This window comes from Paraburkholderia sp. DHOC27, assembly GCF_003429005.1.
In the GTDB taxonomy this organism is placed as follows: Bacteria; Pseudomonadota; Gammaproteobacteria; order Burkholderiales; family Burkholderiaceae; genus Paraburkholderia.
In genome coordinates this window covers 601,202-624,255 of sequence record NZ_QVQV01000002.1, presented here as the reverse complement: position 1 = coordinate 624,255, position 23,054 = coordinate 601,202, and the positions used below count along the sequence as shown (strand labels likewise).

General features: G+C 60.4%; 15 protein-coding genes. 8 read left to right on the top strand and 7 right to left on the bottom strand.

The features are described from left to right. Positions 1–630: 630 nt before the first annotated feature. The 5 genes from D0B32_RS11015 to crcB all read right to left on the bottom strand — a co-directional run bounded on the left by D0B32_RS11015 (position 631) and on the right by crcB (position 10,606). Positions 631–3,954 carry an efflux RND transporter permease subunit gene (locus D0B32_RS11015; RefSeq protein WP_117333972.1) on the bottom strand — a complete coding sequence of 1,108 codons (3,324 nt, stop codon included), beginning with the start codon at positions 3,952–3,954 and terminating at the stop codon, positions 631–633. A gap of 3 nt (positions 3,955–3,957) precedes the next feature. Next, entirely contained in the window at positions 3,958–7,092 is a 3,135-nt protein-coding gene (locus tag D0B32_RS11010; RefSeq protein ID WP_117333971.1) for an MdtB/MuxB family multidrug efflux RND transporter permease subunit, read from the bottom strand. Between the two features lie 17 nt (positions 7,093–7,109). Further along, entirely contained in the window at positions 7,110–8,522 is a 1,413-nt protein-coding gene (locus tag D0B32_RS11005) for an MdtA/MuxA family multidrug efflux RND transporter periplasmic adaptor subunit (protein WP_117333970.1), read from the bottom strand. A 361-nt stretch (positions 8,523–8,883) separates the two neighbouring features. Beyond that, positions 8,884–9,720 (bottom strand): IclR family transcriptional regulator, encoded by an 837-nt coding sequence (locus D0B32_RS11000; protein ID WP_117333969.1) that lies wholly within the window; start codon positions 9,718–9,720, stop codon positions 8,884–8,886. A 505-nt stretch (positions 9,721–10,225) separates the two neighbouring features. Then, positions 10,226–10,606, bottom strand: a complete 381-nt coding sequence (crcB, locus tag D0B32_RS10995) for a fluoride efflux transporter CrcB (RefSeq protein ID WP_117333968.1) — start codon at positions 10,604–10,606, stop codon at positions 10,226–10,228. Between the two features lie 335 nt (positions 10,607–10,941). Between crcB and D0B32_RS10990 the strand changes: the two genes are divergently transcribed. Next, a complete protein-coding gene (locus D0B32_RS10990) occupies positions 10,942–12,597 on the top strand; it encodes an ATP-binding protein (protein WP_117333967.1) in 1,656 nt (551 codons plus the stop codon). Positions 12,598–12,610: 13 nt separating this feature from the next. Here the strand turns inward: D0B32_RS10990 and D0B32_RS10985 are convergent, their stop codons facing one another. Both D0B32_RS10985 and D0B32_RS10980 read right to left on the bottom strand, forming a co-directional pair. Beyond that, complete coding sequence (locus D0B32_RS10985) at positions 12,611–12,937, bottom strand: hypothetical protein (protein ID WP_117333966.1); 327 nt, start codon at positions 12,935–12,937, stop codon at positions 12,611–12,613. A 232-nt stretch (positions 12,938–13,169) separates the two neighbouring features. Continuing rightward, a complete protein-coding gene (locus tag D0B32_RS10980; RefSeq protein ID WP_117333965.1) occupies positions 13,170–13,751 on the bottom strand; it encodes a DJ-1/PfpI family protein in 582 nt (193 codons plus the stop codon). A 217-nt stretch (positions 13,752–13,968) separates the two neighbouring features. On the opposite strand from D0B32_RS10980, the gene D0B32_RS10975 reads away from it, so the two are divergent. The 7 genes from D0B32_RS10975 to D0B32_RS10920 all read left to right on the top strand — a co-directional run bounded on the left by D0B32_RS10975 (position 13,969) and on the right by D0B32_RS10920 (position 22,786). Next, the gene (locus D0B32_RS10975; RefSeq protein ID WP_117333964.1) at positions 13,969–14,439 is read left to right on the top strand and encodes a hypothetical protein; all 471 of its coding nucleotides are present in this window, start codon (positions 13,969–13,971) and stop codon (positions 14,437–14,439) included. Between the two features lie 160 nt (positions 14,440–14,599). Then, entirely contained in the window at positions 14,600–15,055 is a 456-nt protein-coding gene (locus D0B32_RS10970) for an Rrf2 family transcriptional regulator (RefSeq protein ID WP_117333963.1), read from the top strand. A gap of 181 nt (positions 15,056–15,236) precedes the next feature. After that, entirely contained in the window at positions 15,237–15,884 is a 648-nt protein-coding gene (locus D0B32_RS10965) for an NAD(P)-dependent oxidoreductase (RefSeq protein ID WP_117333962.1), read from the top strand. A 1,640-nt stretch (positions 15,885–17,524) separates the two neighbouring features. Then, entirely contained in the window at positions 17,525–18,598 is a 1,074-nt protein-coding gene (locus D0B32_RS10945) for a hypothetical protein (RefSeq protein ID WP_117333958.1), read from the top strand. Positions 18,599–18,649: 51 nt separating this feature from the next. Continuing rightward, a complete protein-coding gene (locus tag D0B32_RS10940; RefSeq protein WP_117333957.1) occupies positions 18,650–19,081 on the top strand; it encodes a hypothetical protein in 432 nt (143 codons plus the stop codon). A gap of 618 nt (positions 19,082–19,699) precedes the next feature. Continuing rightward, positions 19,700–22,453: a phage tail tape measure C-terminal domain-containing protein gene (locus D0B32_RS10925; protein ID WP_117333954.1), complete on the top strand. Its 2,754-nt coding sequence runs from the start codon at positions 19,700–19,702 to the stop codon at positions 22,451–22,453. A 36-nt stretch (positions 22,454–22,489) separates the two neighbouring features. Continuing rightward, positions 22,490–22,786, top strand: a complete 297-nt coding sequence (locus D0B32_RS10920) for a hypothetical protein (RefSeq protein WP_147329514.1) — start codon at positions 22,490–22,492, stop codon at positions 22,784–22,786. Positions 22,787–23,054: the final 268 nt, after the last annotated feature.

The window sequence follows — 23,054 nt, the reverse complement described above, 5'->3', positions numbered from 1 at the left end:
CCTGTGCGGGGCGGCACTCACTTTCTTTGCCGCCGCAAAGAAAGTAAGCAAAGAAAGCGGGCTCACACCGCCAGCTTGTAGGTGTCCACCACTGGCTGTGATTCGGGAGTGGTCCGAGACGAGACGGTCTCTCGCATCGCTACCCCCCGTGACCAGGCAGTCATCCGCTCCGCGTCGCGCTGCGCGCTCCGTCGTCGGGCATAACCTCAGCTGTGCAGCTCTCGATACTCGCGTCGTGGTGACGTTCCAAACCCGCGAAAGCCCGACCATGATTATTCGGCATACTAACTATATGATCGAAAATCAACCAAGGCACCTGCAAATCGCCGCGCCGCATTCCGTCGCATACCCCGCCGCGACGCACGAAGTGCGGAGTGGGATGGATGAGTGCTGTGTCACGAACGTGGGTGGCGCGAGAGACCGTCTTGTCTCGGACCAATGCCGCGAGAGCGGCGAGGTGGACACCTACTGGCTAGCGGTGTGAGCCCGCTTTCTTTTGGTTACTTTTCTTTGCGGCCGGCAAAGAAAAGTGACTGCTGCCCCGCACAGGGGCGACGCAAGCAAACCAATAAGAAAACAAGGAAAGGCCAAAAAACCAGGAAAGGCCAAAAAACCAGGAACGGCCGACCATTAACCCTCAACAACCCGCCCCCTGCGGGGCCTATTCACATTCCATATCCGAATCCGATCCATATAAAGATAAACAACCGGCGTGGTATAGAGCGTCAACATCTGACTAACAATCAACCCACCCACAATTGCAATCCCCAACGGCGCCCGCAATTCGGCCCCATCGCCATTCCCGAACGCCAACGGCAACGCCCCCAGCAGCGCGGCAAACGTAGTCATCATGATCGGCCGAAACCGCAGCAAACACGCCTGATGAATCGCATCATAAGAAGACATGCCCTGCCGCGATGCCTCGATCGCGAAATCGATCATCATGATCGCGTTCTTCTTCACAATCCCGATCAGCAAAATCACCGCGATCAACGCGATGATGCTGAACTCGGTCTGAAACAGCAGCAGCGCCAGCAACGCCCCCACACCCGCCGATGGCAGCGTCGAGAGAATCGTCAACGGGTGGATATAGCTCTCGTACAACACACCCAGCACGATATACACCGCCGCCAGCGCCGCCAGGATCAGCAGCGGCATGTCCGATAGCGATTGCTGGAACGCCTGCGCCGTGCCCTGGAAGCTGCCGTGGATCGTGCCTGGCATGCCAAGCTCGGCCATCGTGTCGTAGATGGCTTTGGTGGCATCCGACAAGGACTTGCCCGGCGGCAGATTGAACGAGATCGTCGACGCCACGAACTGGCTCTGGTGATTCACCGACAACGGCGTGTTGCCCGGCCCAAAGCTCGCAATCGCCGACAACGGAATCATCGTCTCCCGAGACGTCGAAACCGCCGCCCCCGACGACGCGCTCGACTTGCCGCTCGCCGCAATCGAGTTGATCGCGAGGTTGCGCGCCGAATCGTCGGCAATCGCCGCTGCGCTCGTCGCCGTGGTGCCGGCCGTGCCGCCGGTCGCGGCGCTCGTGCTGGTGCTGGTGCTGCTGGTGTTGGACACCGGCGGCGTCACGGTGCCCGCGGTTGCATTGGTGGTTTGCGCGCCGCTCGCACTGCCGCCCGACGTGCTGACGTAGATCTGCTTCAGCATGTCCGGGCTCTGCCAGTATTTCGGCGCGACTTCCATCACGACGTGGTACTGGTTGAGCGGGTTGTAGATCGTCGATACCTGGCGCTGTCCGAACGCGTCGTACAGCGTGTTGTCGATCTGCGCCGGCTCGATGTTCAGGCGCGCCGCGCTCGCCCGGTCGATCGTCACCATCGATTCAAGGCCGCCCTGTTGCTGGTCGGAATTGACGTCGGCCAGTTCGGGCCGCGCCTGCAACGCTTCGGTCAGCAGCGGCCCCCATTTGTACAGGTCAGTCGTGGAATCGGCCAGCAGCGTGAACTGGTATTGCGCATTGGATTGGCGGCCGCCCACGCGGATGTCCTGCACGGCCTGCAGAAACGTTCGCGCGCCGGCCACGTCTGCGAGCGGCACGCGCAGTTGGGCGATGATCTGGTCTGCTGACAGCTTGCGTCCCGGCTTCGATTTCAGTTGCACGAACATGAAGCCGGAATTGGTCGCCCGGCCGCCCGTGAAACCGACCACGCTATCCACGCCCGGGTTCTGGCCGACGATCTTCATCATCTCCGTGAACTTGCCCTTCATGGCCTGGAACGAGGTGGACTGGTCGGCCTGGATGCCGCCCACCAGACGCCCGGTATCCTGTTGCGGAAAGAAGCCCTTCGGGATGATCACGTAGAGCCACACGTTCAGGCCAATCGTGGCGATCAGCACCAGCAGGATCAGCAGGGGACGGCGCAGCGACCAGCCCAGCGTGTGTTCGTAGCCGCGTTGCATCCACTGAAAGCCGCGCTCCAGCCAGCGCGAAAAGCGTCCTTCTTCTTTCCGTTGATGCGGCTCGTTCAGCAGGCGCGAACACATCATGGGCGTGAGCGTGAGCGACACCAGCAGCGACACGCCAATGGCGAGCGAGAGCGTCAGCGCGAATTCACGGAACAGCCGTCCGATGATGCCGCCCATCAGCAGAATGGGCAGGAACACCGCCACCAGCGAGATGCTGATCGAGACCACCGTGAAGCCGACTTCGCGCGCGCCGAGGTAGGCGGCCTGCATGCGCGGCACGCCGGCCTCGATATGCCGCGAGATGTTTTCCAGCACCACGATTGCGTCGTCGACGACGAAGCCGGTGGCAATCGTCAACGCCATTAGCGAGAGGTTGTCGATCGAAAAGCCCATCAGATACATTGCGCCGAACGTGCCGATGATGGAAATCGGCACCGCCACGCTCGGAATCAGCGTGGCGCGCCAGTTGCGCAGGAACAGGAACACCACCATCACGACCAGCGCCACCGCAATGATCAAGGTGTGCTCGGTGTCCTTCAGCGAAGCGCGAATGGTGGTGGAGCGGTCTACGGTGGGCATCACTTCGACGTCCGCCGGCAGCGACGCTTTCAGTTGCGGCAGCATGGCCACGACGCGGTCGACGGTGTCGATGATGTTCGCACCGGGCTGGCGGTACAGCAGCACGAGCACCGAACGCTTGCCGTTGGCGAGACCGAGGTTGCGCAGGTCCTCCACGGAATCGACGATCTCCGCGACGTCCGACAGATGCACCGCCGCGCCGTTGCGGTAGGCGATGATCAGATCGCGATACTGCGAGGCCTTGCTCGCCTGATCGTTGGTGTAAATCTGCACATGATTGGCGCCGAACTCGATCGAGCCCTTCGGGCTGTTCGCATTCGCGGCGGCAAGCGCAGCGCGCACGTCTTCGAGCCCGATGCCGTAGTGAAACAGCATCTGCGGTTCGAGTTCGACGCGCACGGCCGGGTTGGCCGAGCCGCTCACGTCCACTTCGCCCACGCCGTCCACCTGCGAGAGCGACTGTTGCAGCACCGTGGCGGCGGAGTCGTATAACTGGCCGGCGGTGAGCGTGTCGGAGGTGAGCGCAAGAATCAGGATCGGCGCGTCCGCCGGATTGACCTTGTGATAGGTCGGGTTGCTGCGCAGACTGGCGGGCAGGTCGGCGCGCGCGGCGTTGATGGCGGCCTGCACGTCGCGCGCGGCGCCGTCGATGTCGCGGTTCAGGCCGAATTGCAGCGTGATGCGCGCAGAGCCCACCGAGCTTTGCGAGGTCATTTCGGTGACGTCCGCAATCGAGCCCAGGTGCCGTTCGAGCGGACTCGCCACGCTGGTGGCCACCGTGTCCGGGCTGGCACCGGGCAAGCTGGCCTGCACGGAGATGGTCGGGAAGTCCACCTGCGGCAACGGCGCCACCGGCAGCTTCGTGAAGGCGAACACGCCCGACAGCGCAATGCCGATGGCCAGCAGCGTGGTCGCCACGGGCCGGGCAATAAACGGGCGCGACAGATTCATCGCTCAGTTCCCCGCGTCGGTGGCCGGGGGCGGCGTGCCGTGGCCTGCGTCGCCGCGATGAAAGCGTTCGCGCACGCGCCGCGCCAGCGAATCGAAGGCCAGATAGATCACCGGCGTGGTGAACAGCGTCAATAGCTGGCTCACGATCAAGCCGCCCGCAATCGCAATGCCGAGCGGGCGCCGCAATTCGGAACCGGCGCCCGTGCCGAGCATCAACGGTAGTGCACCGAGCAGGGCGGCCAAGGTGGTCATCAGAATGGGACGGAAACGCAGCAGACAGGCCTGGTAAATGGCCTCGCGCGGCGCCTTGCCCTGTTCGCGCTCCGCTTCGAGCGCGAAGTCGATCATCATGATGGCGTTCTTCTTCACGATACCGATCAGCAGCACGATGCCGATGATGCCGATGATGTCGAGATCGTGCCCCGTGACCAGCAGTGCCAGCAGCGCGCCGACGCCCGCCGAAGGCAGCGTCGAAAGAATCGTGATGGGGTGGATGAAGCTCTCGTACAGCACGCCGAGCACGATGTACATGGTGACGATGGCGGCGAGGATCAGGAACAGCTCATTGGCAAGCGACGCCTGGAAGGCCAGCGCCGCGCCCTGGAAGCGCGTCTGGAACGACGCCGGCAAACCGATGTCCTGCTCGGCCTGATTGATCGCCTTCACCGCCGCGCCGAGCGAGGCGCCGGGCGCCAGGTTGAACGACACGGTGGTGGCCGGGAACTGGCTCAGGTGCGTGACCAGCAACGGCGCCGGCTGCTCGATGAACTTCGCGATGGACGACAGCGGCACCTGCCCGCCGGTGGAGGTGGAGGAGGGCAGGTAGATGCCGTTCAGCGACTCGGTGTAGTGCTGCACATCCGGCGTGGCTTCGAGAATCACGCGGTACTGGTTCGACTGCGTGAAGATGGTCGAGACGATGCGCTGGCCGAACGCGTCGTACAGCGCGTTGTCCACGGTGGCCGGCGTAATGCCGTAACGCGAGGCCGTGGCGCGGTCGATCTGCACGAACACGGATTGACCGTTCTCCTGCAGGTCCGTGGCGACGTCGGCGAGTTCCGGTGCCTGCTTCAGGCGCTCCATCAGCTTTGGCACCCAGGTCGCGAACTCGCTGATGTTCGGATCGGTCAGCATGAACTGATATTGCGTGGGGCTCACCGTGGCGTCGATGGTCAGATCCTGCACCGGCTGCATGAACAGCGCCGCGCCCGGAATGTGCGCGACGTCACGCTGCAACTGGCGGATCACGTCGCTCGCCGTGTTGCTGCGATCGTCGCGCGGCTTCAGGTTGATCAGCATCCGGCCGCTGTTCAGCGTGATGTTGTTGCCGTCCACGCCGATAAACGACGTCAGGCTTTCCACATCCGGATTCTTCAGGATCTGCGCGGCGAGTTCCTGCTGACGCTCGGCCATTGACTGATACGACACCGACTGCGGCGCCTGCGTGATGGCCTGGATCACGCCGGTGTCCTGCACCGGGAAGAAGCCCTTTGGAATGAACACATACAGCACGCCGGTGAGCACCAGCGTAAGCACGGCGACCACCAGCGTGGCGCCCTGGCGGTTCAGCACCCACGTCAAGGCCACCGCATAGCGGGCGATGACGTAGTCGATCACGGCGTGCGCCTTGGCTTCGAAGCGATGGCTCTCGTGCGGCGGCATGGGGCGCAGCAGTTTCGCGCACATCATTGGCACGAGTGTGAGCGAGACGATGGCCGAAATCACGATGGTGACGGCAAGCGTAATGGCGAATTCGTGGAACAGCCGCCCGACGACGTCGCCCATGAACAGCAACGGGATCAGCACGGCGATTAGCGAGACCGTCAGCGAAATGATGGTGAAGCCGATCTGCTTCGAGCCCTTCAGCGCGGCTTCGAGACCGCTGTCGCCCTCTTCGACGTAGCGCGCAATGTTCTCGATCATCACGATGGCGTCGTCGACCACGAAACCGGTGGCGATGGTCAGCGCCATCAGCGACAGGTTGTCCAGCGAGAAACCGCACAGGTACATCACGGCGAGGGTGCCGATCAGCGAGAGCGGCACCGACAGGCTCGGAATGATGGTGGCGTAGAAATTGGCGAGGAACAGATACATCACCAGCACCACCAGCACCACGGACATGAGCAGCTCGAACTGCACGTCGCGCACCGAGGCGCGGATCGTGGTGGTGCGGTCGGTGACGATGCGCACGTCGAGCGAAGCCGGCAGCGACTGCTGCAACTGCGGCAGCAACGCCTTGACGCTGTCTACCACCTGGATCACGTTGGCGCCCGGCTGGCGCTGCACGTTCAGGATGATGGCGGGCGTCGAATCCACCCACGCGCCGAGCTTGGTGTTCTCCGCGCCTTGCTGGATGGTGGCGACGTCGGTGAGCATCACCGGGCGGCCGTTCTTGTAGGCGATCACCGCGGTCTTGTAGGCATTGGCGTCGGTCAACTGGTCATTCGCGTTGATCGTGTAGGCGCGCGTGGGGCCGTCGAAGTTGCCCTTCGGTGTGTTGACGTTCAGATTCGAGATGGTGGTGCGCAGGTCGTCCAGATTCAGCCCGTACGCGGCCAGCGCGCGTGGATTGGCCTGAATCCGCACCGCCGGACGCTGGCCGCCCGACAGGCTGACCAGACCCACGCCTGCCACCTGGGAAATCTTCTGCGCGAGCCGCGTGTCGGCGATGTCCTGCACGTCGGTGAGCGGCATGGTGTTCGACGTGAGCGCGAGCGTGATGATGGGCGCGTCGGCCGGGTTGACCTTGGCGTAGATCGGCGGCGCCGGCAGGTCGGACGGCAGCAGGTTGCCCGCCGCGTTGATGGCGGCCTGGACTTCCTGTTCGGCGATATCGAGCGGCAGATCGAGGCTGAACTGAAGCGTGATCACGGATGATCCCGCCGAACTTTGCGACGACATCTGGTTCAACGACGGCATTTGCCCGAACTGCCGTTCGAGCGGCGCAGTGACCGACGAGGTCATCACGTCCGGGCTCGCGCCCGGATAAAAGGTTTGCACCTGGATGGTCGGATAGTCGACCTCGGGCAGTGCCGAGAGCGGCAGGAAGCGCAGCGCGACGAGCCCGACCAGCATGATCGCCGCCATCAGCAGGGCGGTGCCGACCGGGCGCAGGATAAAGGCGCGGGATGGATTCATGCGGGTTCAGTCAGCCTTTATTCCGAAGCTTGCGCCGCGTGTTTGTGGTGATGCCCGTGCGCGCCCGACGCGCCCCACGGCGCCGAGGCGCCATGTGCACCGGATGCCCCGCGCGCGCCCGAGGCGCCGCGCGGATGGTCCGCCGGAATGGTGATCTTCGCGCCTTCCTTGAGCCGGTCCGAACCGTCGATCACGACGCGCTCGCCCGTCTGCAGGCCGGACGCGATGCTGGTGCGCTCGCCGTCTACCGGGCCCAACTTGACCGGGCGCACGGTGACGGTGTTGTCGGCTTGCACGACGTACACGAACGGCCCCATCGAGCCGTTCAGCACCGCGGAGGTGGGCACGATCACGGCGTCGTGGATGGTGTCCACCAGCAGGCGCGCGTTGACGAACTGATTCGGGAACAGCAGGTTGTTTTCGTTCTGGAAGGTGGCGCGCAGTTTCAGCGTGCCGGTCGTGGTGTCGATCTGGTTATCCAGCGTTTCGAGCACGCCGCCTTCCAGCGAGGTGCTGTTGCTGCGGTCATACGCGGTGACCGACAGCTTCGCGCCGGTTTGCACCTGCTTCATGATTTGCGGCAGATTGTCTTCGGAGGTCGTGAAGATCACGCTGATAGGCTGCAATTGCGTGATCACGACAATGCCGTTGGCGAGGCTCGGCGTGACGTAATTGCCCGCGTCCACCTGGCGCAGACCCACGCGTCCCGACACCGGCGCCGTGATGCGCGCATAGACGAGGTCGAGCTTGTAGGTGTCGATATTGGCCTGGTCCGACTTGACGGTGCCTTCGTACTGCCGCACGAGCGACGCCTGGGTGTCGACCTGCTGGCTGGCGATCGAGTCCTGCGAGAGAAGCGTTTGATAGCGCTTCAGATCGAGGCGCGCCGTGGCCAACAAGGCCTGGTCGCGCACCAGCGCGCCCTGGGCGTTTTCGAGCGAGATCTGATAGGGCCGCGGATCGATCTGCGCGAGCAGGTCGCCCTTTTTCACCATCTGCCCTTCCTGGAAGGCGACCGTCTCGAGGATACCGCTCAACTGCGTCTGCACCGTGACCGTGGCGAGCGGTGTGACGGTGCCGAGCGCCGTCAACACGACGGGCATGTCGCCCGAGGTGGCGGTGGCGACGTGGACCGGTTGCGGCTGATTGCCGAAGGCGCCCGGACCGCCGCGGCCATGCCGCCCGCCGCCGGCGTTGCCTTGCGGATTGCCGTTGCCTGCCGGAGCGCCCCACGGATGCCAGCGCCACACCGCGATGCCCGCGACGATCAACGCGGCAATGATCAACCCGATTGTGCGGCCCCGATGTTTTTTGCCGTCAAGGTTGCCACCGCCGTTGCCGCCCCCGGCGATCTGCGTCGTCCCGGCAGAGGGCGGGTTGACCTGAGCGGGTGTGCGTGAAGCTTCTGACTGCTTTTGTTGTTCGTCCATCGATTCGATCAGGTGGCTGGCTTGAAGTTAGGCAGGCATGCGCGAAGCGGCGCGAGTGCGCTCGCGCCGCGCCGGGTTTGCGATGGGTTGCACAGGAAGCTGCGCGAGGTCCGCTTCGGGCGACAGGCGTTGCGAGCGACGTCTGGTAGCGACGTCTGGTCATGGCGTCCCGTAGCGTCCCTTGGTGTCCCCTGGCGGCACCCCGAAGCCGCGTAGCAATGCAGGCAAAAGTCAGGCTGCAAGCTCACCGCAAGCCGCGCGAAAGCATGATGCTACGTCCCACCCTTCGTCGCAGTCCAGCGCGGTATTTTTCGGTTGGTTACGACCGTTACACGTCGTGTGAGTTGCGTTCGTGACAAGGCTAGTCGTCGAGCCGCCGCCCCGGCGCTCCGCCGATCTCGACGATGATCTTGGAGATGCATTCGAGCAACAGCGGCGCGGCCCGCGTAATCAACCATTCACGTGGACACTGGTTATTGGAACCGCCGCAGTTCACGGCGTAGCGCTCGCCGGATGGTCCGATGAAGCCCGCGGCGATGGCATTCAGGCCGTCGTACCACTCGCCGGTAGCGATGGCGAAGCCCTGCGCGGAAATTTCGTGCAGCGCATTTTCGAGCCGGGCGCTGATATAGCCCCAGTCGTCACCCTCGGCGGCCTGCAAACCCAGCATCAGCGACTCGCGTTCGCCTGGCGCGAGCACGGCCAGATAGGCGCGGCCCACGGCCGTACGGCTCAGGTTCATGCGCGAGCCGACGTCGAGACGCGACACCAGAATGGCGGAGCGCGGCTTGATGGCGTCGATGACCACCATGTCGAGCCGGTCGCGCACGGCAAGGTGGACTGACAACGAGGTGCGCTCGGCGAGTTCGATCAGGAACGGCCGCGAGCGCGCGCGGATATCGAAATTGCGCAGAAAGCCGTTGCTGAGTTCCAGCACGGCGGAGGTCAGCACGAAGCGTTCGCTGTCCGGCAAGCGGAACAAAAACCCCGCGCCAACCAGGGTCGCTGTGATGCGCGACACCGTCGGTTTGGGAATGCCGGTAAGCTCGGTGAGCTCGCGGTTGCTGAGCGGAGCGTCGGCGGCGGCGATGGAGCGGAGCACGGTCAGGCCACGCGCGAGCGCCGTGACTTCGTCACCGGAAGCGTCCTTTTCCTTGGTGGATTCGGGTCCACGGGAAGACGTCGAAGGCTGGGTCATATCGTTTTTGTGAAACGTCGTTTCAATTTGTCAGATTGGTCCGTCAGACCGAACCCGGCGCGGCACTACCGAACCTGCACCATGATGGGGCTCGACCATCGCTTTTGTAAGACAATTCCTTGATATATAAGACGTTGACCCTGTCTTAGAACGCCTAGAGATTTTTCTTGACTTAGTCAGCATAACCATAAAAAATGGAATCTCATTTCGAAAGGTAGGCTGCGGTGCAGTGTAAGCACCATAGTCTCAGCCACGCCCGGCACGCTTCAAGGCCCGGTCCGGCATTACTGCCAGCCCGAGGTTGCCCAGTCGCGATGTTGCGGCGCAGCTTTCGAATCCCCTCTCTCAGGTTCTAGCACGGCCCTCGGAATGGCTAGAACTTTTTAAGGCGCCACGGCAACGTGGCGCCTTTTTTTTGCGCACTATCTCTAACGATAGACGACCAGCGTCAAATCGGGGAAGTGCGTTCCATCTTCCCGATAAGTGGCCGGCGTGTCATCCGCACTCAGCGCGCCACGAGCGATACCGTCGCGATCCCCAGAATCGTCATCACCACCGAGGCCGCCACGTGAATGGCGATCTCGCCCGCGGCCCAGCCAAAACGTCCTTCCTGCAGACGCTGCACCACCTCGGCGGAGAACGTCGAAAAGGTGGACAGGCCGCCCATCAATCCGGTAATCACGAACAGTCGCCATTCGGGCGCCAGTTCGGGCAGGCGTGCGAAAAACGCCACGGCCACACCGATCACGTATCCCGCGATCACATTGGCGGCGAGGGTGCCGAGCGGCAGAGCCGGAAACAGCCCGTTCAGGCGGATCCCGAGGAACCAGCGGAACAGCGAGCCCAAAGCTCCGCCAATGCCCACGGCCAGAATAGACAGATACATGAAAGGTGCCTGAGAAGGTCGCACGTTCGACAAACCGGACGGGGCTGGCGCGCTGCGTTCCATGCCCATCCGAGCGATGCAGGCATCATCGGCCCATCGGCTATGAGGGCGGTCAGGGTGAATGCCTTTTGCAGCGCGAAAGTCTATCATCGGTGCGCTGATTGGGGACAGCCAGAACGAGGCACGGCCAGCACGCAGAACAAGGGCGCAACGCCAGAGTGCTACGGTGCGCGCGCATCCTCGGCTTTGTCATCCACGCTAAAGGTCGACATAATGTGCCGTCCCAGCGCGGCGGTCCCCGCCCGCCAACGCGGCTCCCGAACTCCTACGCCTACATGAGACTCACGACCAAAGGGCTGTTGCTGATTGCGATTCCGGCGGTGTTCGAACTGGCGCTTCTGTCGGCGCTCGTGAAGGCGCAGGTGGATACGGAGCAGGCTGAACGCTGGGCGGTGCACAGCGAGGACGTGCTGCGTCTTAGCACGGCCATTCTCGAGCCGGTTCTGCTGGACTCAGTGCGCCTGCGCGGCGCCGTGCTCAACGCCCACAGCAGTGTCACCACGCCCGTGTCGCTGTGGATGGACGTCGATCGGCGCATCGACGAACTGGCCGAACTCGTCGCGGACAACCCGTCCCAGGTCGAACACGCCGCGCAGATTCGCGAGTCCGTGCAGGCTTACCGGCAGTGGTCGGACCGTGTGCAGGACTTGCTTCGGGCAGGGCGGCGGCGCGACGTCGTCGCGCGCTTCAATGAACTGGCGGGCGCTGACGTGCTCGATCACTTCCGCGCCGAGGTGGCTGCATTTCAGGCCGAGGAGCGCAGTCTCGACGCGCAGCGTTCGAGCGCCGCCGAGGCCGCGCGCGATCAGCAGCAGATGTTGACGGTCGCCGCGCTGCTTGGCTCACTGGTGTTCGTCGCACTGGCCGTGTGGCTCTTTACGCGCGGCGTGCGCGGGCGCCTTGCGGTGCTGTCCGACAATGCCCGGCGGCTCGCCAGCAACGAACCGCTCGCGCCCATTCATTCCGGTTCCGACGAAATCGCCCAGCTCGATTCGACCTTGCACGAAACCAGCCGGCGTCTGCTGGAAGCCGAGCGCATTCAGGCGCGTTTTCATGCGGACCTCGCGCGCCGCGCCGACGAGCTTGCGCGCATCAACGAGACCTTGCGGCAGCAGACTCAGGAAAACGAAATGTTCGTTTACAGCGTGTCGCACGATCTGCGCGCGCCGCTCGTCAATCTGCAAGGTTTCTCGAAGGAGCTGATTCACGCGTGCGACGACCTGCGGCTGGCGGTGCGCGAGTCGTCGCTGGCACCGGCGGGGCGTCAGCATATCGAGCGGGTGGTGGACGAAGATATCGGCGAGGCGCTGCATTACCTGCAGACGGCCGTGCTGCGGGCGTCGCATATCATCGACGCGCTGTTGCGGCTCTCGCGTGTGGGACACGTCGAATATCGGCGTCAGCAGGTCCAGGTGCGCGATATCGTGCAGCGGGTGATCGACGCGATGCAGGCGTCGATCCGCGAACGCCATGCGCGCGTCGTGGTGCGCGATCTGCCGTCGGTGTGGGGCGACCCGACCGCACTCGAGCAGGTGTTCGCCAATCTGATCGGCAATGCGGTCAACTATCTCGACCCGCAGCGCGAAGGGCGCATCGAAATCGGCACGACACCTGCGCCACCCGGCGTGCAGTCGCTGCGCATCTTCTACGTGAAGGACAACGGCCTGGGGATTCCGGCGATCGCCTTGCCGCGCCTGTTCAGCGCGTTTCAGCGCCTGCACGGCAACGTGGTTGCCGGCGAGGGCATTGGCCTCGCGCTGGTGCGGCGGGTGGTGGAGCGGCATGGTGGCCGCGTCTGGGCGGAATCGGAGGAGGGCGCGGGCACGACGTTTTATGTTTCGTTGCCCGAAGCAGATTCGCGCACGCCACGTCGCGAAGCCGGCGCGCGGATCGCCGGCGCGCCGGCGTTGCCCGGCGTCACTACGCGGTAGTTGGAGCGCGCAGTCAGTACGCGGTGAAGAGGCGGCGGGGTTTCAGCAGCTTGCTGCCGCGAATCGACCAATAGAAGCCGCATACGGTCAGCACCGCGACCCCGAGCAGGATGGTGTGCGGCGCGAGGCGCATGCCGAGCAGACCATCCAGCACGAACAGTCCGCGCACCAGCATCAGCACCGCACCCCACAGCGCGAGGGCCGCCTGCACCAGCAGACGTGCACCCGTGAAGCGGCGCGCGCGATTTTCCAGCGACCAGCCAGCCGGCGTGCGGCTGCAAAAGAAGGCGATCGCCATGAGGACGATTGCAAGAATGACGATCCAGTCTGTCAGTTCCATCGAAAAAGGCTCCCAAGTCAACCTGCGACTATAGGAAAGCCTCTCTCTTCGGCCCATCAGACGAGTCTCAAATACATTGCCAAACGGTGAAGGCGAGCGGTGCGCTATGCGTGCTATGCGTGGACGGCGCCAAATGACAACACGCGCAGATGGCCGCTTAAGACCGTCTGCGCGTGCTGTGTTTTCTTCAACCGCGGTTTGCGTTGGCCAAGCCGCGACGCATTGCCTGCCGTCAGAGTTCGATACGTGTGCCGAGCAGCACCAGGAACTGCCGCAGCCATTCCGGATGTGCCGGCCATGCAGGTGCGGTGACGAAGTTTGCGTCAGTGATGGCGGCATCGACCGGGATGTCGGCGAATTCGCCGCCGGCGAGCTTCACTTCCGGGGCGCAGGCCGGATAGGCCGAGATGCGCTTGCCGCGGATCACGTCGGCGGCCGCGAGCAGTTGCGCTGCGTGGCAGATCGCAGCGATCGGCTTGTGCTGTTCCGCGAACTGACGAACGATCTCGATCACCTTCGGATTGAGCCGCAGATATTCAGGCGCACGGCCGCCCGCGATGGCCAGTGCGTCGTAATGAGTGGGCACGGCGTCGTCGAAGGAGGCGTTCAGCGTGAACTGATGGCCAGGTTTCTCGGTATAGGTCTGGTCGCCTTCGAAATCGTGGATGGCGGTCTTGATGCGCTCGCCGGCCGACTTGCCCGGACACACGGCATCGACTTCGTGGCCCACGGCCTGCAGTGCCTGGAACGGCACCATTGTTTCGTAATCCTCGGCGAAATCGCCGGTGAGGAAGAGGATCTTCTTTGCTGCCATTGCATGCCTCCAGTCGAATGGTGGAACACAGGGAATCCTCGGGGAGTCTACTCCAACGTGTTTGACAGTAACGCGACGCACGCGTCGAAGTGGCGAAGCGTCGACATGCAGGCGCAAAGAAGAAAGCACGAGGCGCATCACGTGAGCGCCACGCGCCAGGGCGTATCATTAGCGCGTCTCGTATGAAGAAGCCGCATGCTGCGGCGCACAGAACACAATGAAATCATCGACTCACCGTTTCACCCGTCACCCCGTGGTCCGCCGTGCGGCCTTTGCGGTTGCCATGCTGGGCGCGCTCGCGGCGTGCCAGAAAAACGACGCGTCCGCCGGGCAGATTGCCGGCAAGGTGGATAGCGCGACACAACAGGCGGCGCAGTCGCTCGATCAGGCGGCGAGCTACGTCGGACAGCAGGTCGATACGGCCAAGCAGAACATCGAATCGGCCGGCTCCGCGCCCACCATCACCATCGATCCCTCCGCGCTCGCCTCGACCGCGCAGGCCAATCTGCAAGGCGCCGCCAGCGCGACCGACGCCGGGCTTGCCAAAGCGGCCTCGATGACCGGCGCCGGTCTGGAGAACGCCGGGCGCAAACTGCAGCAGTGGTCGAACGACACCACGGCGGCTTCCGCTACGGCTGCATCCAGCGATAGCGACAGCAGCGACGCGCAAAAGCAGATGGACAAGTGAGTGCGCTCACGCACCGGATGGCGTGCTGTGCGTGCAGCCGGTATCAACCAGACGTCACGCGCGGTTTGATACCGGGTTTGACACAGGGTTTGACACAGGGTTTGACACAGCGTCTAAATGTAATTACAGTGGTTACATATTGTGGCGGGGCAGATACGTTGTGAATACGAGTAGCCGTTTTGCCTTTGCGGTGCATGTGCTCGCGCTGCTGTCGTTGCAGCAGGGGGTGCCGCTCTCCTCGGAGATGATTGCGGGCAGCGTCAACACGAATCCGGCGCTGATCCGGCGCCTCCTGAGCATGCTCGCCGAGGCGGGGCTCACCAGCTCGCAGCTCGGCGCGGGTGGTGGCGCGTTGCTGGCCCGTCCGGCGCAGGAAATCACGCTGCTTGAAATTTATCGCGCGGTCGACGATGCGCAGCTCTTCGCCATGCATCGCGAAGAGCCGAACCCGGCGTGCATGGTGGGCCGCAATATTCAGGTGGTGTTGCGCGGCATCATTGATGAAGCGCAGCAGGCGATGGAGGCGTCGCTGGCGGCGCGTACGCTGGCTGACGCGAGCGCGGATGTCGTCAAGGCCGAGCGGGCGCGTGAGCGTAAGCGACGCTCCACGGCATAGCGTGCAGGGATGGGCCGCAGGACGAAACAGCAACGCGCGGCGTGTTCGCTGTTGGAAAAACGAGGCTTCGTAGCCTGATCAAGACGTAGTACATGAGTATCACACCGGGGGCTTGCCCCTCTTTTTTCGGCAGTATATGTAACTACAATGATTACATATAAGCCAACTACAGGAGCATCGAATGAGCAAAGCATTGAAGATTGCACTTTTTGGCGCGACCGGCATGATCGGTTCGCGGATTGCCGCCGAAGCGACGCGCCGTGGCCATCAGGTGACGGCGCTCGCACGCGATCCGGCGCGCGTGCCGGGCGGCGTCGCAAATCTGCGGGCTGCACAGGCGGATATGCTTGACCCAGCCAGTGTCGCCGGGGCCGCACGCGGGCACGACGTGGTGGCGAGTGCGTATGCGCCGCCCCGTGACGACGCCGGCGTCATTGTGCAAGCGAATCGCGCGCTGGTGGAAGGGGTTCGCGCGGCGGGCGTGAAGCGGCTGGTGGTGGTGGGCGGCGCGGGCTCGCTGGAAGTCGCGCCTGGCAAACAGCTCGTGGACGCCGAAGGCTTTCCCGAGATCTACAAGGCGATTGCACTGGCAGCGCGCGATACCTTTGCCTTCTACCGCACCGTCGACGATCTCGACTGGACCTTTTTCGCGCCCGCAGCCATGATCGCGCCGGGCGAGCGCACGGGCAGCTTCCGTACCGGCGCGGATACGCTGATCGCCGACGCGCAAGGCAACAGCCGCATTTCCGCGGAAGATTACGCCATCGCGTTCGTCGACGAACTGGAGCAGGGCCGCTTTATCCGCAAGATCGCCACGGCGGCCTATTGAGGATAGAGAAGCGAGGATAGAGAAGCGGAGGGCGTAGAAGCGGATCGCAAGGAAAACATCGCCGCACGCGGGCGGCATCATCCGGGAAGACGCGCAAGTGTCCTAACATTCGGTTAGGTAACTATCAATAAAATCAAACACTTACGGGCGTGTGGTCCGTACAAGTGACTGTACCACACGTTCCTCCCACGGACTACGTTCGGGGTGTATCGCCCGTCCAAAATTCACCCTTCGCTAGCTTTTCCCCGGCCTCTCGTAGCCTACCCTCATTCGTTTTGATGTACTCCTTGAGAGCGGAGCGTACTACCTCCGCCGTAGACGTTCCTGTGATCGTCTGTAGGAGCGCTAGCTTGTCCAGGTCCGATACCTCAACCCGAACGTTGAGCGACCTAGCAGGGGCTTTCTCCGGCCTACCTCTCGGCATAGTTACCTCCCTCCGTTGTAGTGCTGGCGGGATTGTAGCGTTTGATCGCTAATTTTCATAGTTATGACGATGAATAAATTCATAACTTTTCTGTCTGACTTCGCTAATAAACATAGTCAAGGTTACGTTTAATATGTGACTACTCGCGGAGCACACGAGTTCGCGAACAGATGCCCAAACGCTGGCGTGATCGGGGGACGGTCACTGGCCGCACACGGCTACATTGAGATATCGCAACGAGGCGGACCAAATGTACAAAACGCTATACATCGACATTCCCGGCACCAACAGCCACACAGCACACCGGCAAGTAATCGGAGCCTTGACTCACTATGGATTCCGAGTAACCCGCGTGTCCACGAAGCAAAGCCGGAACGTGGCGCAAGTCAAGGTGTTGGCCCGTCACTGTGCTGACGATCACGAGCAAGCGGCCAAGCTTATCGCTCGTGTGTTGCCGATGGGGACGAGGGTAGGGGTTGGGGTAGGCAACCTGTTCCAATAATCCGACACAGCCCACAAGACGCCCGTGTTGGTCGAAAGACCCACGGGCTTTTTCTCGTCTGTTGCCGCCGGAAATTGTTGGTCAGCATACCTAGAGATAAGGCGAAAACCCCACTCTCAAAATGTTGGTGCATATACGTAGAGAGAGGATGCGCTCCTGACCACCCTCCACATGTTGGTCAGCATACGTAGAAAGAAGCGAACCCAACCACACCGCCGCCATGCCATAGAGCGGTGCTAGTTTTTCAACAGATAACTTCGATAAAGGAAACCATGCGTCCGATTGAGACAGCGAGCGGCCTCCAAGCCGTCAAAACAATCTCGGTTGCCGTAGACGAACCCACGTATAAAGCCATGCGTTTTTTGGCGGTAGAGCAGGGTTGTACAGTCTCATCCATTCTCCGCGAATACGCCGAACACCTCACGGCGGCGAAAACCACGAGTAAGCTCGTACGATGAAGCGCCTTTACAAATGGCTGCGACGTAAGCGGCGACCCACGGAGAAGCCTGATATCTACCACGTGGAGATTGACGGGCTTACGTACGCGTTTCGCTTCAAGGAGTGCCCCAAGCCGCACCCGATGGACAGTGAACATATCCAGTTCCTTACCGATATAAAGCGGGATTGAATCATAAGACGTAGGCGGGCCGACGCTGACCACTGGCCTAGCCGATAGATAATCGGTCAACTTTATAACATTCAATAAGGATAACTATGCATTACTTCGACGAACAAAAAACTAGCGAGCACATTCTGAAGAATCTGAGTGTTACGGATCAGATTCGCCTTGCATTGGCTATGGATATGTCCGAAGATAAGGTAACTGAGAAATTCGGTGGTAGCTTCGTGACGATCAAAAACATGGCGCAGCGCAGCGCAACTACAATGAAGCCGGAGCAGGTCGCTCGCATTGCTGAGATGGGCCGTGAGCAAGTGAAAAGCGCCGAAACCGAGCGGCTTAAGGGGCTTGGCATCACGAACAAGACAGCGGTCTTGCCTAGCACATTGACAAGTGCGAATACAGGCTCACTCTACTATCCTGTTCAACAAGCTGGCATTGTGTTGCCTCCCGCTACCACGCCTCTTGTAACCGCGTTGACTCAATTTGGTGCAATGCAGCCCAAGCCTAACATCCGCATTCTCACTCAATCGCAACTCTTGCAAGCGAGCGAAATTACAGAGGGTTCGGGCTACCCGGCGGCGGCACCCAACATTGAGTTTAGCCTGACGGACAATCGTAAGTTCGGTTTGATCCTGCTGTTCAGCCGAGAAATGCTGGCTATGCAAGGTGATAGTGAGAACGTGGTTTCGTACATGCAACAACAGCTTGAGTTTGCGACCAACCTTGCTACGGATGCTTACGCTTACGCGACGCTCACCGCTAACGCTGCGGCGGCTACGACCGCCCAAGCTGCGCTTAACGCGTTTGAGGCCGATCCGCGAACGGCTGTATGGATTGGTGCACCTGCGACGCTTGCTAGTTTGCGCTCCGCCGCTGAGCAAGACGTTGGCACGCGCGGAGGTGAATTTATGAAGTTGCCCGCCCTGGCGTCACTTGCAGTGCCCCAAGGTAAGTTGCTGTTGGTGGATACCCAACGCACAGCCGTCTATGATGGATTTGAGGAAGTTATGCGGGCCGATGAGGCCACGGTTGTACCTGATACCGAGCCGAACGGTAGCGCGACACCTCCTGTATTTACATTCCAAACCGGGCAAATTGCTATGCGTATCACCAAATATGCGGATGTATTGCCGTTGCATCAAACTCAACTCGTGACACTCGGTTAAGCGGTTACGCGAAATCGGCCTCAATATCCTATCTATAGTAAGGAATCCAAAGTGAAAATCTTTAAACCACGTACCCCTGAGCCGCTCCCCACGGGGGCGAAAATCCAGGTCTATTTTGCTAGTGACCGGCATCGTCAGCCCAAAGCACTCCCAGCGCTCGCTGATGCTCTCGCAGCAATTGACCAAGAAAAAGTACGACTCAACGCAATCATTGAAACGGGTAGAGGGCTATCCGCTAAAGACAAGCTCCGGAAATCCATTGCTGCAATTACGGTGGCGCAGAACGAGTCATACCAGGCTTACACAAACGCGGTCGCCCGTAGTGATCTTTCTACTGCAGAGTTGACCCGGAGTCGCCATAGCACACACAACGCAGAGCGCCGCCGCTTGCAAATTGAATTGCAGCGTGTAGAGGCTGCTGACGCTGCCCAGACTGAGCTTAATCAACTCATGCGATCCCTGACCGAGGGTGGTCCTCTGTGAAATACCGGTTTAGTACTAGTCTCTCCGCGAAACTGAGATTGCGCCAACTCCGTGACGAGACAGGCGAGACACAATATAACGAGTTCAAGCGCCTTGCGTCCCTCCTAACGCGCGAGCGCAAACCTTGTTTTGAGGTGGCCGGTGACGACATGATCTGTGTTCTGTCCGTGGAGATGCCACCCGAGTTGTACGCGGGACTTGTGATTACAGCGGCCCGCTACGGAATTCCAAAGCAAGCCATTGGTGAGATGGTGTTGAGTTACTACCCGATGGAGGTTCAATGAGCGGGGGTCTCCAAATATTTGACCAAAACGGCAACACCATTTTGGACGCAACGTACCGTGTCCTCCGGATTATCGGGTCCGCTCAGGTGTTCGGAGGAAGCCCAGGAAGTGTTACGGACTCGCGCCTATCTCAAGGTTGCTTTGTTTGTTTCCAGGGAGACAAGAGCGCGGGAGAGGGCTATCTGAATCATGGGGTCATTGATCCTGTGTTTAGCGTCAACGGTGACGTACTTAGTTGGACATACCCGGCTCAAAACGGGACCACATTTAACACTTACGTAGAAGGTATCTTGTTCTACGGCGCATATTGACCAGCATAAGGAGACGCCCGTAATTGGCAAGCAATAACGAAGTCAACACCAAGTTTACAGCCGACTCCTCCGGCTTTACTGCTGCGGTAGACAGCGCTAGTCAGCGCATCTCCGCATACGCAGCCAGTACGGGGCGCGCTAAAGCGGTCCTGGACAACTTCCAAGAGGCGCTAGAGGAGTCCGGCGCTAGTACGGCAAGGCAAGTTGCGCAGATTGCAAAAGCGGTTATGCAAATGGACCGCATGGCGGCTACTGCGGGTAAAACCCAAGCGGAGCTAGCAGGGCTGCGCGCGGAGAGCCTCGGTATCTCTAACTCAATGAAGTCCTACGTAAAGGACATTGAGGACGCCACAAAGAGTACGCATAGTTTTTCACTGGCTAACGCTGGCGCGCAACGAGAGTTGCTCGTCCTCGGTCACGAGTTGTCACAGGGCAACTTTAAGCGTTTCTTTGGTTCGCTTACGGTGCTGGCTAATCGCTCCGGCGCAATGGGTATGTTGTTCAATCCGTTGGTGCTCGGTATCGGTGCTGTGGCTGCTGTGGCGGGTATCTCCGTTGAGGCAGTGCACAAGGCGGCTGTAGAGCTTGAGAACTACGCTGAGAACGTACAGCAACTATCACAGCGCACAGGCGAATCCACAAAAGAGATTCAGGAATGGTCTTACGCGGCTATGTCCGTGGGTGCGGATAGTAAGGAGGCGACGCAAGCTATCGTGGCCCTTGGTGAGGCTCAGAACAAAGCCTCAGAGGGCAACAAGAGCGCGATTAATGCGTTCCAGGCTCTCGGCATCAGCCTACAACAGGTTAAGTCTCAGTCTCCCCATGACATGCTCCTTGAGGTGGCTGACGCGTTCCAACAGTCCCAGGATAGCGCGGCTAAGGCTGCGGTTGCTCAAGAATTGTTCGGTGCAGCCGGAGAGAAACTAATCCCCTTGCTCGATAAGGGGCGCTCCGGTATCTTCGGATACGCTGAGGAGGCTAACCGCCTCGGTGGCGTGCTCTCGGACGGTACGATTAAACAGCTTGCGGCACTCAAAGACAATACACAGGCCGCGTCCGCTCGTTGGGATGAGATGACCATGCATGCTAAGGCGCAACTCATCCCCGCTATTGAGGCGGTAACGGGTGCGTTCTCCGATAACGCGGCTATGGGTCCGATTGTTGACGACTTTTACGCGGGCGTCCTCGGAACGTTTCGTGTGGTTGCTACAGCGGCGTCTACCGTGGTGGTTGGCATTGAGCAAATGGCTACGGTTATCGGTACGCTAGGTGCTGAGGCTAAGGACTTTTGGGACGCCAAGTTTGGCGACATGGCAACGGACGCAAAGGCGGGCTACGACCGGCTAAAAGCGGAGGGCAACGGCTACGTTGAGTTCACTAAAAAGCTATGGTCAGACCTAAATAGCGTCCCTACTCCGCAAATTGGCCCAACGGGTAACAAGCAAATCCATTACGCCAAGAGTGAGAAAGCTCCCAAGGCGGACGAGAGCGGGCTTAATAGCCAGATTGCTGAGCTTAACACCCAAATCAAGAGCTTGGATGAGTCCCGCAAGGAGACCCTTGACGGCCTCAAGTCCGACCTTGATAAAGGATTGATTGACTATAAGAATTACTACGTCCAATCAATCGCAGCCACGGAGGACTACTACAACAAAGAGGTTGCAGTACAAGAGAAACGTCTTGAGCTTGCCAAGCAAAAGAAAAACCTAGCTGCACAACAGACGGCGCAACAAGAGCTTGACCGCCTCAATTCGGAGCGTCTCCAGGCTGAGACCAAGTTTAGTGACGACCTGGGTAAAGAGTGGCAAAAGCGGACTGAGGCCAACCGGGAATACTTGGAGCAGCAGACGGAGGCAACCCGGCAACAAATGCAATCTTACCGGGACCAAGACCTTGTCAGTTTGATGCCCCACCAGCAACAGAGTGACTACGGCGAGCGCCTCAAGCAATACGAGGCGTATCTACGACAGATGGATTCTCTAAAGAAGGAGTTCGCTGGCGGAAAGCTAGACCAAGATAGCTATCAAGAGCGGTTGCAAGTTCTGTCACAAAGTTACAACCAGCAAGAGGAACTGTTGGAGCAACACCTACAGCGCGAACAAGAGTTGCGCAACAGCTATAGCGCACAGGTGCAACTTGCAACCAACACTATCTCAGCGCAACAAAAGACCGGCGCGCAAGCGGTAGGTGAGGCGTTTACCTCTGTCTATGACACGGCTAACTCCGCCCTGGCTCGATTCGTTGAAACGGGTAAGTTCAACTTTGCTCAGTTCACGTCAAGTATCTTGATGAACCTTGCGCAAATTGCTGAGCGTATGGCTATGACGCAAATTTTTAGCGCACTAGGGACGAGCCTCTCCGGCTCTCTAGGTGGTGTAGGTACCGGCGCAATGCACTTTGCGGACGGTGGCCACGTTATGGGTGCTGGTTCCGCTACGAGTGACAGTATCCCGGCCATGCTCTCAAACGGTGAGTTTGTTGTCAATGCTGCGTCTACGTCTAAGTTTCGCGGTTTGCTGGAAAGCATCAACACGGGACAAGCGGCCCACTTCGCAACCGGCGGCTACGTTGGTACGGCAGATAGCTCCGCTGGAGGTAGCGCGGGGTCCGGTGGTGACCTGCACTTTCACTTAGACGGTAGCGGGCGTAGTGGCCTAAACGCACAGGACGCTAAGGAGTTGCTCCCCGTGTTCCAGGCTCTTGTTGATAAACGCATGGATCAAAAAATGCGCGGTCAGGGCGGCTACGCCTATCAACAGCGCTACGGACAGATTTAGTCATTTAACTTACTCATTCAATATCTAAGGAACACTATGAGCAACACTACGACACCTATGCAGTGGTACAGCGGCCCCAATCCAACCGGCCAGAATGCTTCCGTGCTTGCGGCTCTTGCCATTTTGCAAGCGGCTCAGAGCGAATTTCAGACCCTGCAGTATCAGATTGGTGAGCTTCAAGGCCCTGCGCAACGTTTTAGCGCCGCTATCGCGGCGGCTGCGACCGCGTACATTCCAACTCTGCAAACCCAACTTGCCGCAGCGGAGACGGAGCTAGCTACGGCGCTTGCCGCGTACCAATCAGCGGTCGCTACTGTGCAAGCGGCTCCGTAATTTAAGCGTTTGATTGGCTAGGTTTATCAGTAAAAATATCGACAAATAAAATAGGACTACTATGAAAAAAGCGAGTAAGTTGTTTGAGTTGGGCGAAGCTATGCGTAAGGCTAGTATTGCTGCATATGATGTTAATAGGTCTATCCAGAAGCTAGCCAAGATGGACCCTGTAACGGCCCGAGAGTTAGAGCTTGAGGCTATTGAGGGTTTGCTGAACCAGCTAAAGGTATTCGCGGTTACTGACCAGGGCAATAACGTTGCGACAATC

What these genes read in the sequence shown, in the direction of transcription:
- crcB (WP_117333968.1), bottom strand. Translation starts at nt 10,606, where the DNA reads ATGTATCTGTCTATTCTGGCCGTGGGCATTGGCGGAGCTTTGGGCTCG.
- D0B32_RS10920 (WP_147329514.1), top strand. Translation starts at nt 22,490, where the DNA reads ATGAGCAACACTACGACACCTATGCAGTGGTACAGCGGCCCCAATCCA.
- D0B32_RS11005 (WP_117333970.1), bottom strand. Translation starts at nt 8,522, where the DNA reads ATGGACGAACAACAAAAGCAGTCAGAAGCTTCACGCACACCCGCTCAG.
- D0B32_RS10945 (WP_117333958.1), top strand. Translation starts at nt 17,525, where the DNA reads ATGCATTACTTCGACGAACAAAAAACTAGCGAGCACATTCTGAAGAAT.
- D0B32_RS10990 (WP_117333967.1), top strand. Translation starts at nt 10,942, where the DNA reads ATGAGACTCACGACCAAAGGGCTGTTGCTGATTGCGATTCCGGCGGTG.
- D0B32_RS11000 (WP_117333969.1), bottom strand. Translation starts at nt 9,720, where the DNA reads ATGACCCAGCCTTCGACGTCTTCCCGTGGACCCGAATCCACCAAGGAA.
- D0B32_RS10975 (WP_117333964.1), top strand. Translation starts at nt 13,969, where the DNA reads ATGAAATCATCGACTCACCGTTTCACCCGTCACCCCGTGGTCCGCCGT.
- D0B32_RS10965 (WP_117333962.1), top strand. Translation starts at nt 15,237, where the DNA reads ATGAGCAAAGCATTGAAGATTGCACTTTTTGGCGCGACCGGCATGATC.
- D0B32_RS11010 (WP_117333971.1), bottom strand. Translation starts at nt 7,092, where the DNA reads ATGAATCCATCCCGCGCCTTTATCCTGCGCCCGGTCGGCACCGCCCTG.
- D0B32_RS11015 (WP_117333972.1), bottom strand. Translation starts at nt 3,954, where the DNA reads ATGAATCTGTCGCGCCCGTTTATTGCCCGGCCCGTGGCGACCACGCTG.
- D0B32_RS10980 (WP_117333965.1), bottom strand. Translation starts at nt 13,751, where the DNA reads ATGGCAGCAAAGAAGATCCTCTTCCTCACCGGCGATTTCGCCGAGGAT.
- D0B32_RS10985 (WP_117333966.1), bottom strand. Translation starts at nt 12,937, where the DNA reads ATGGAACTGACAGACTGGATCGTCATTCTTGCAATCGTCCTCATGGCG.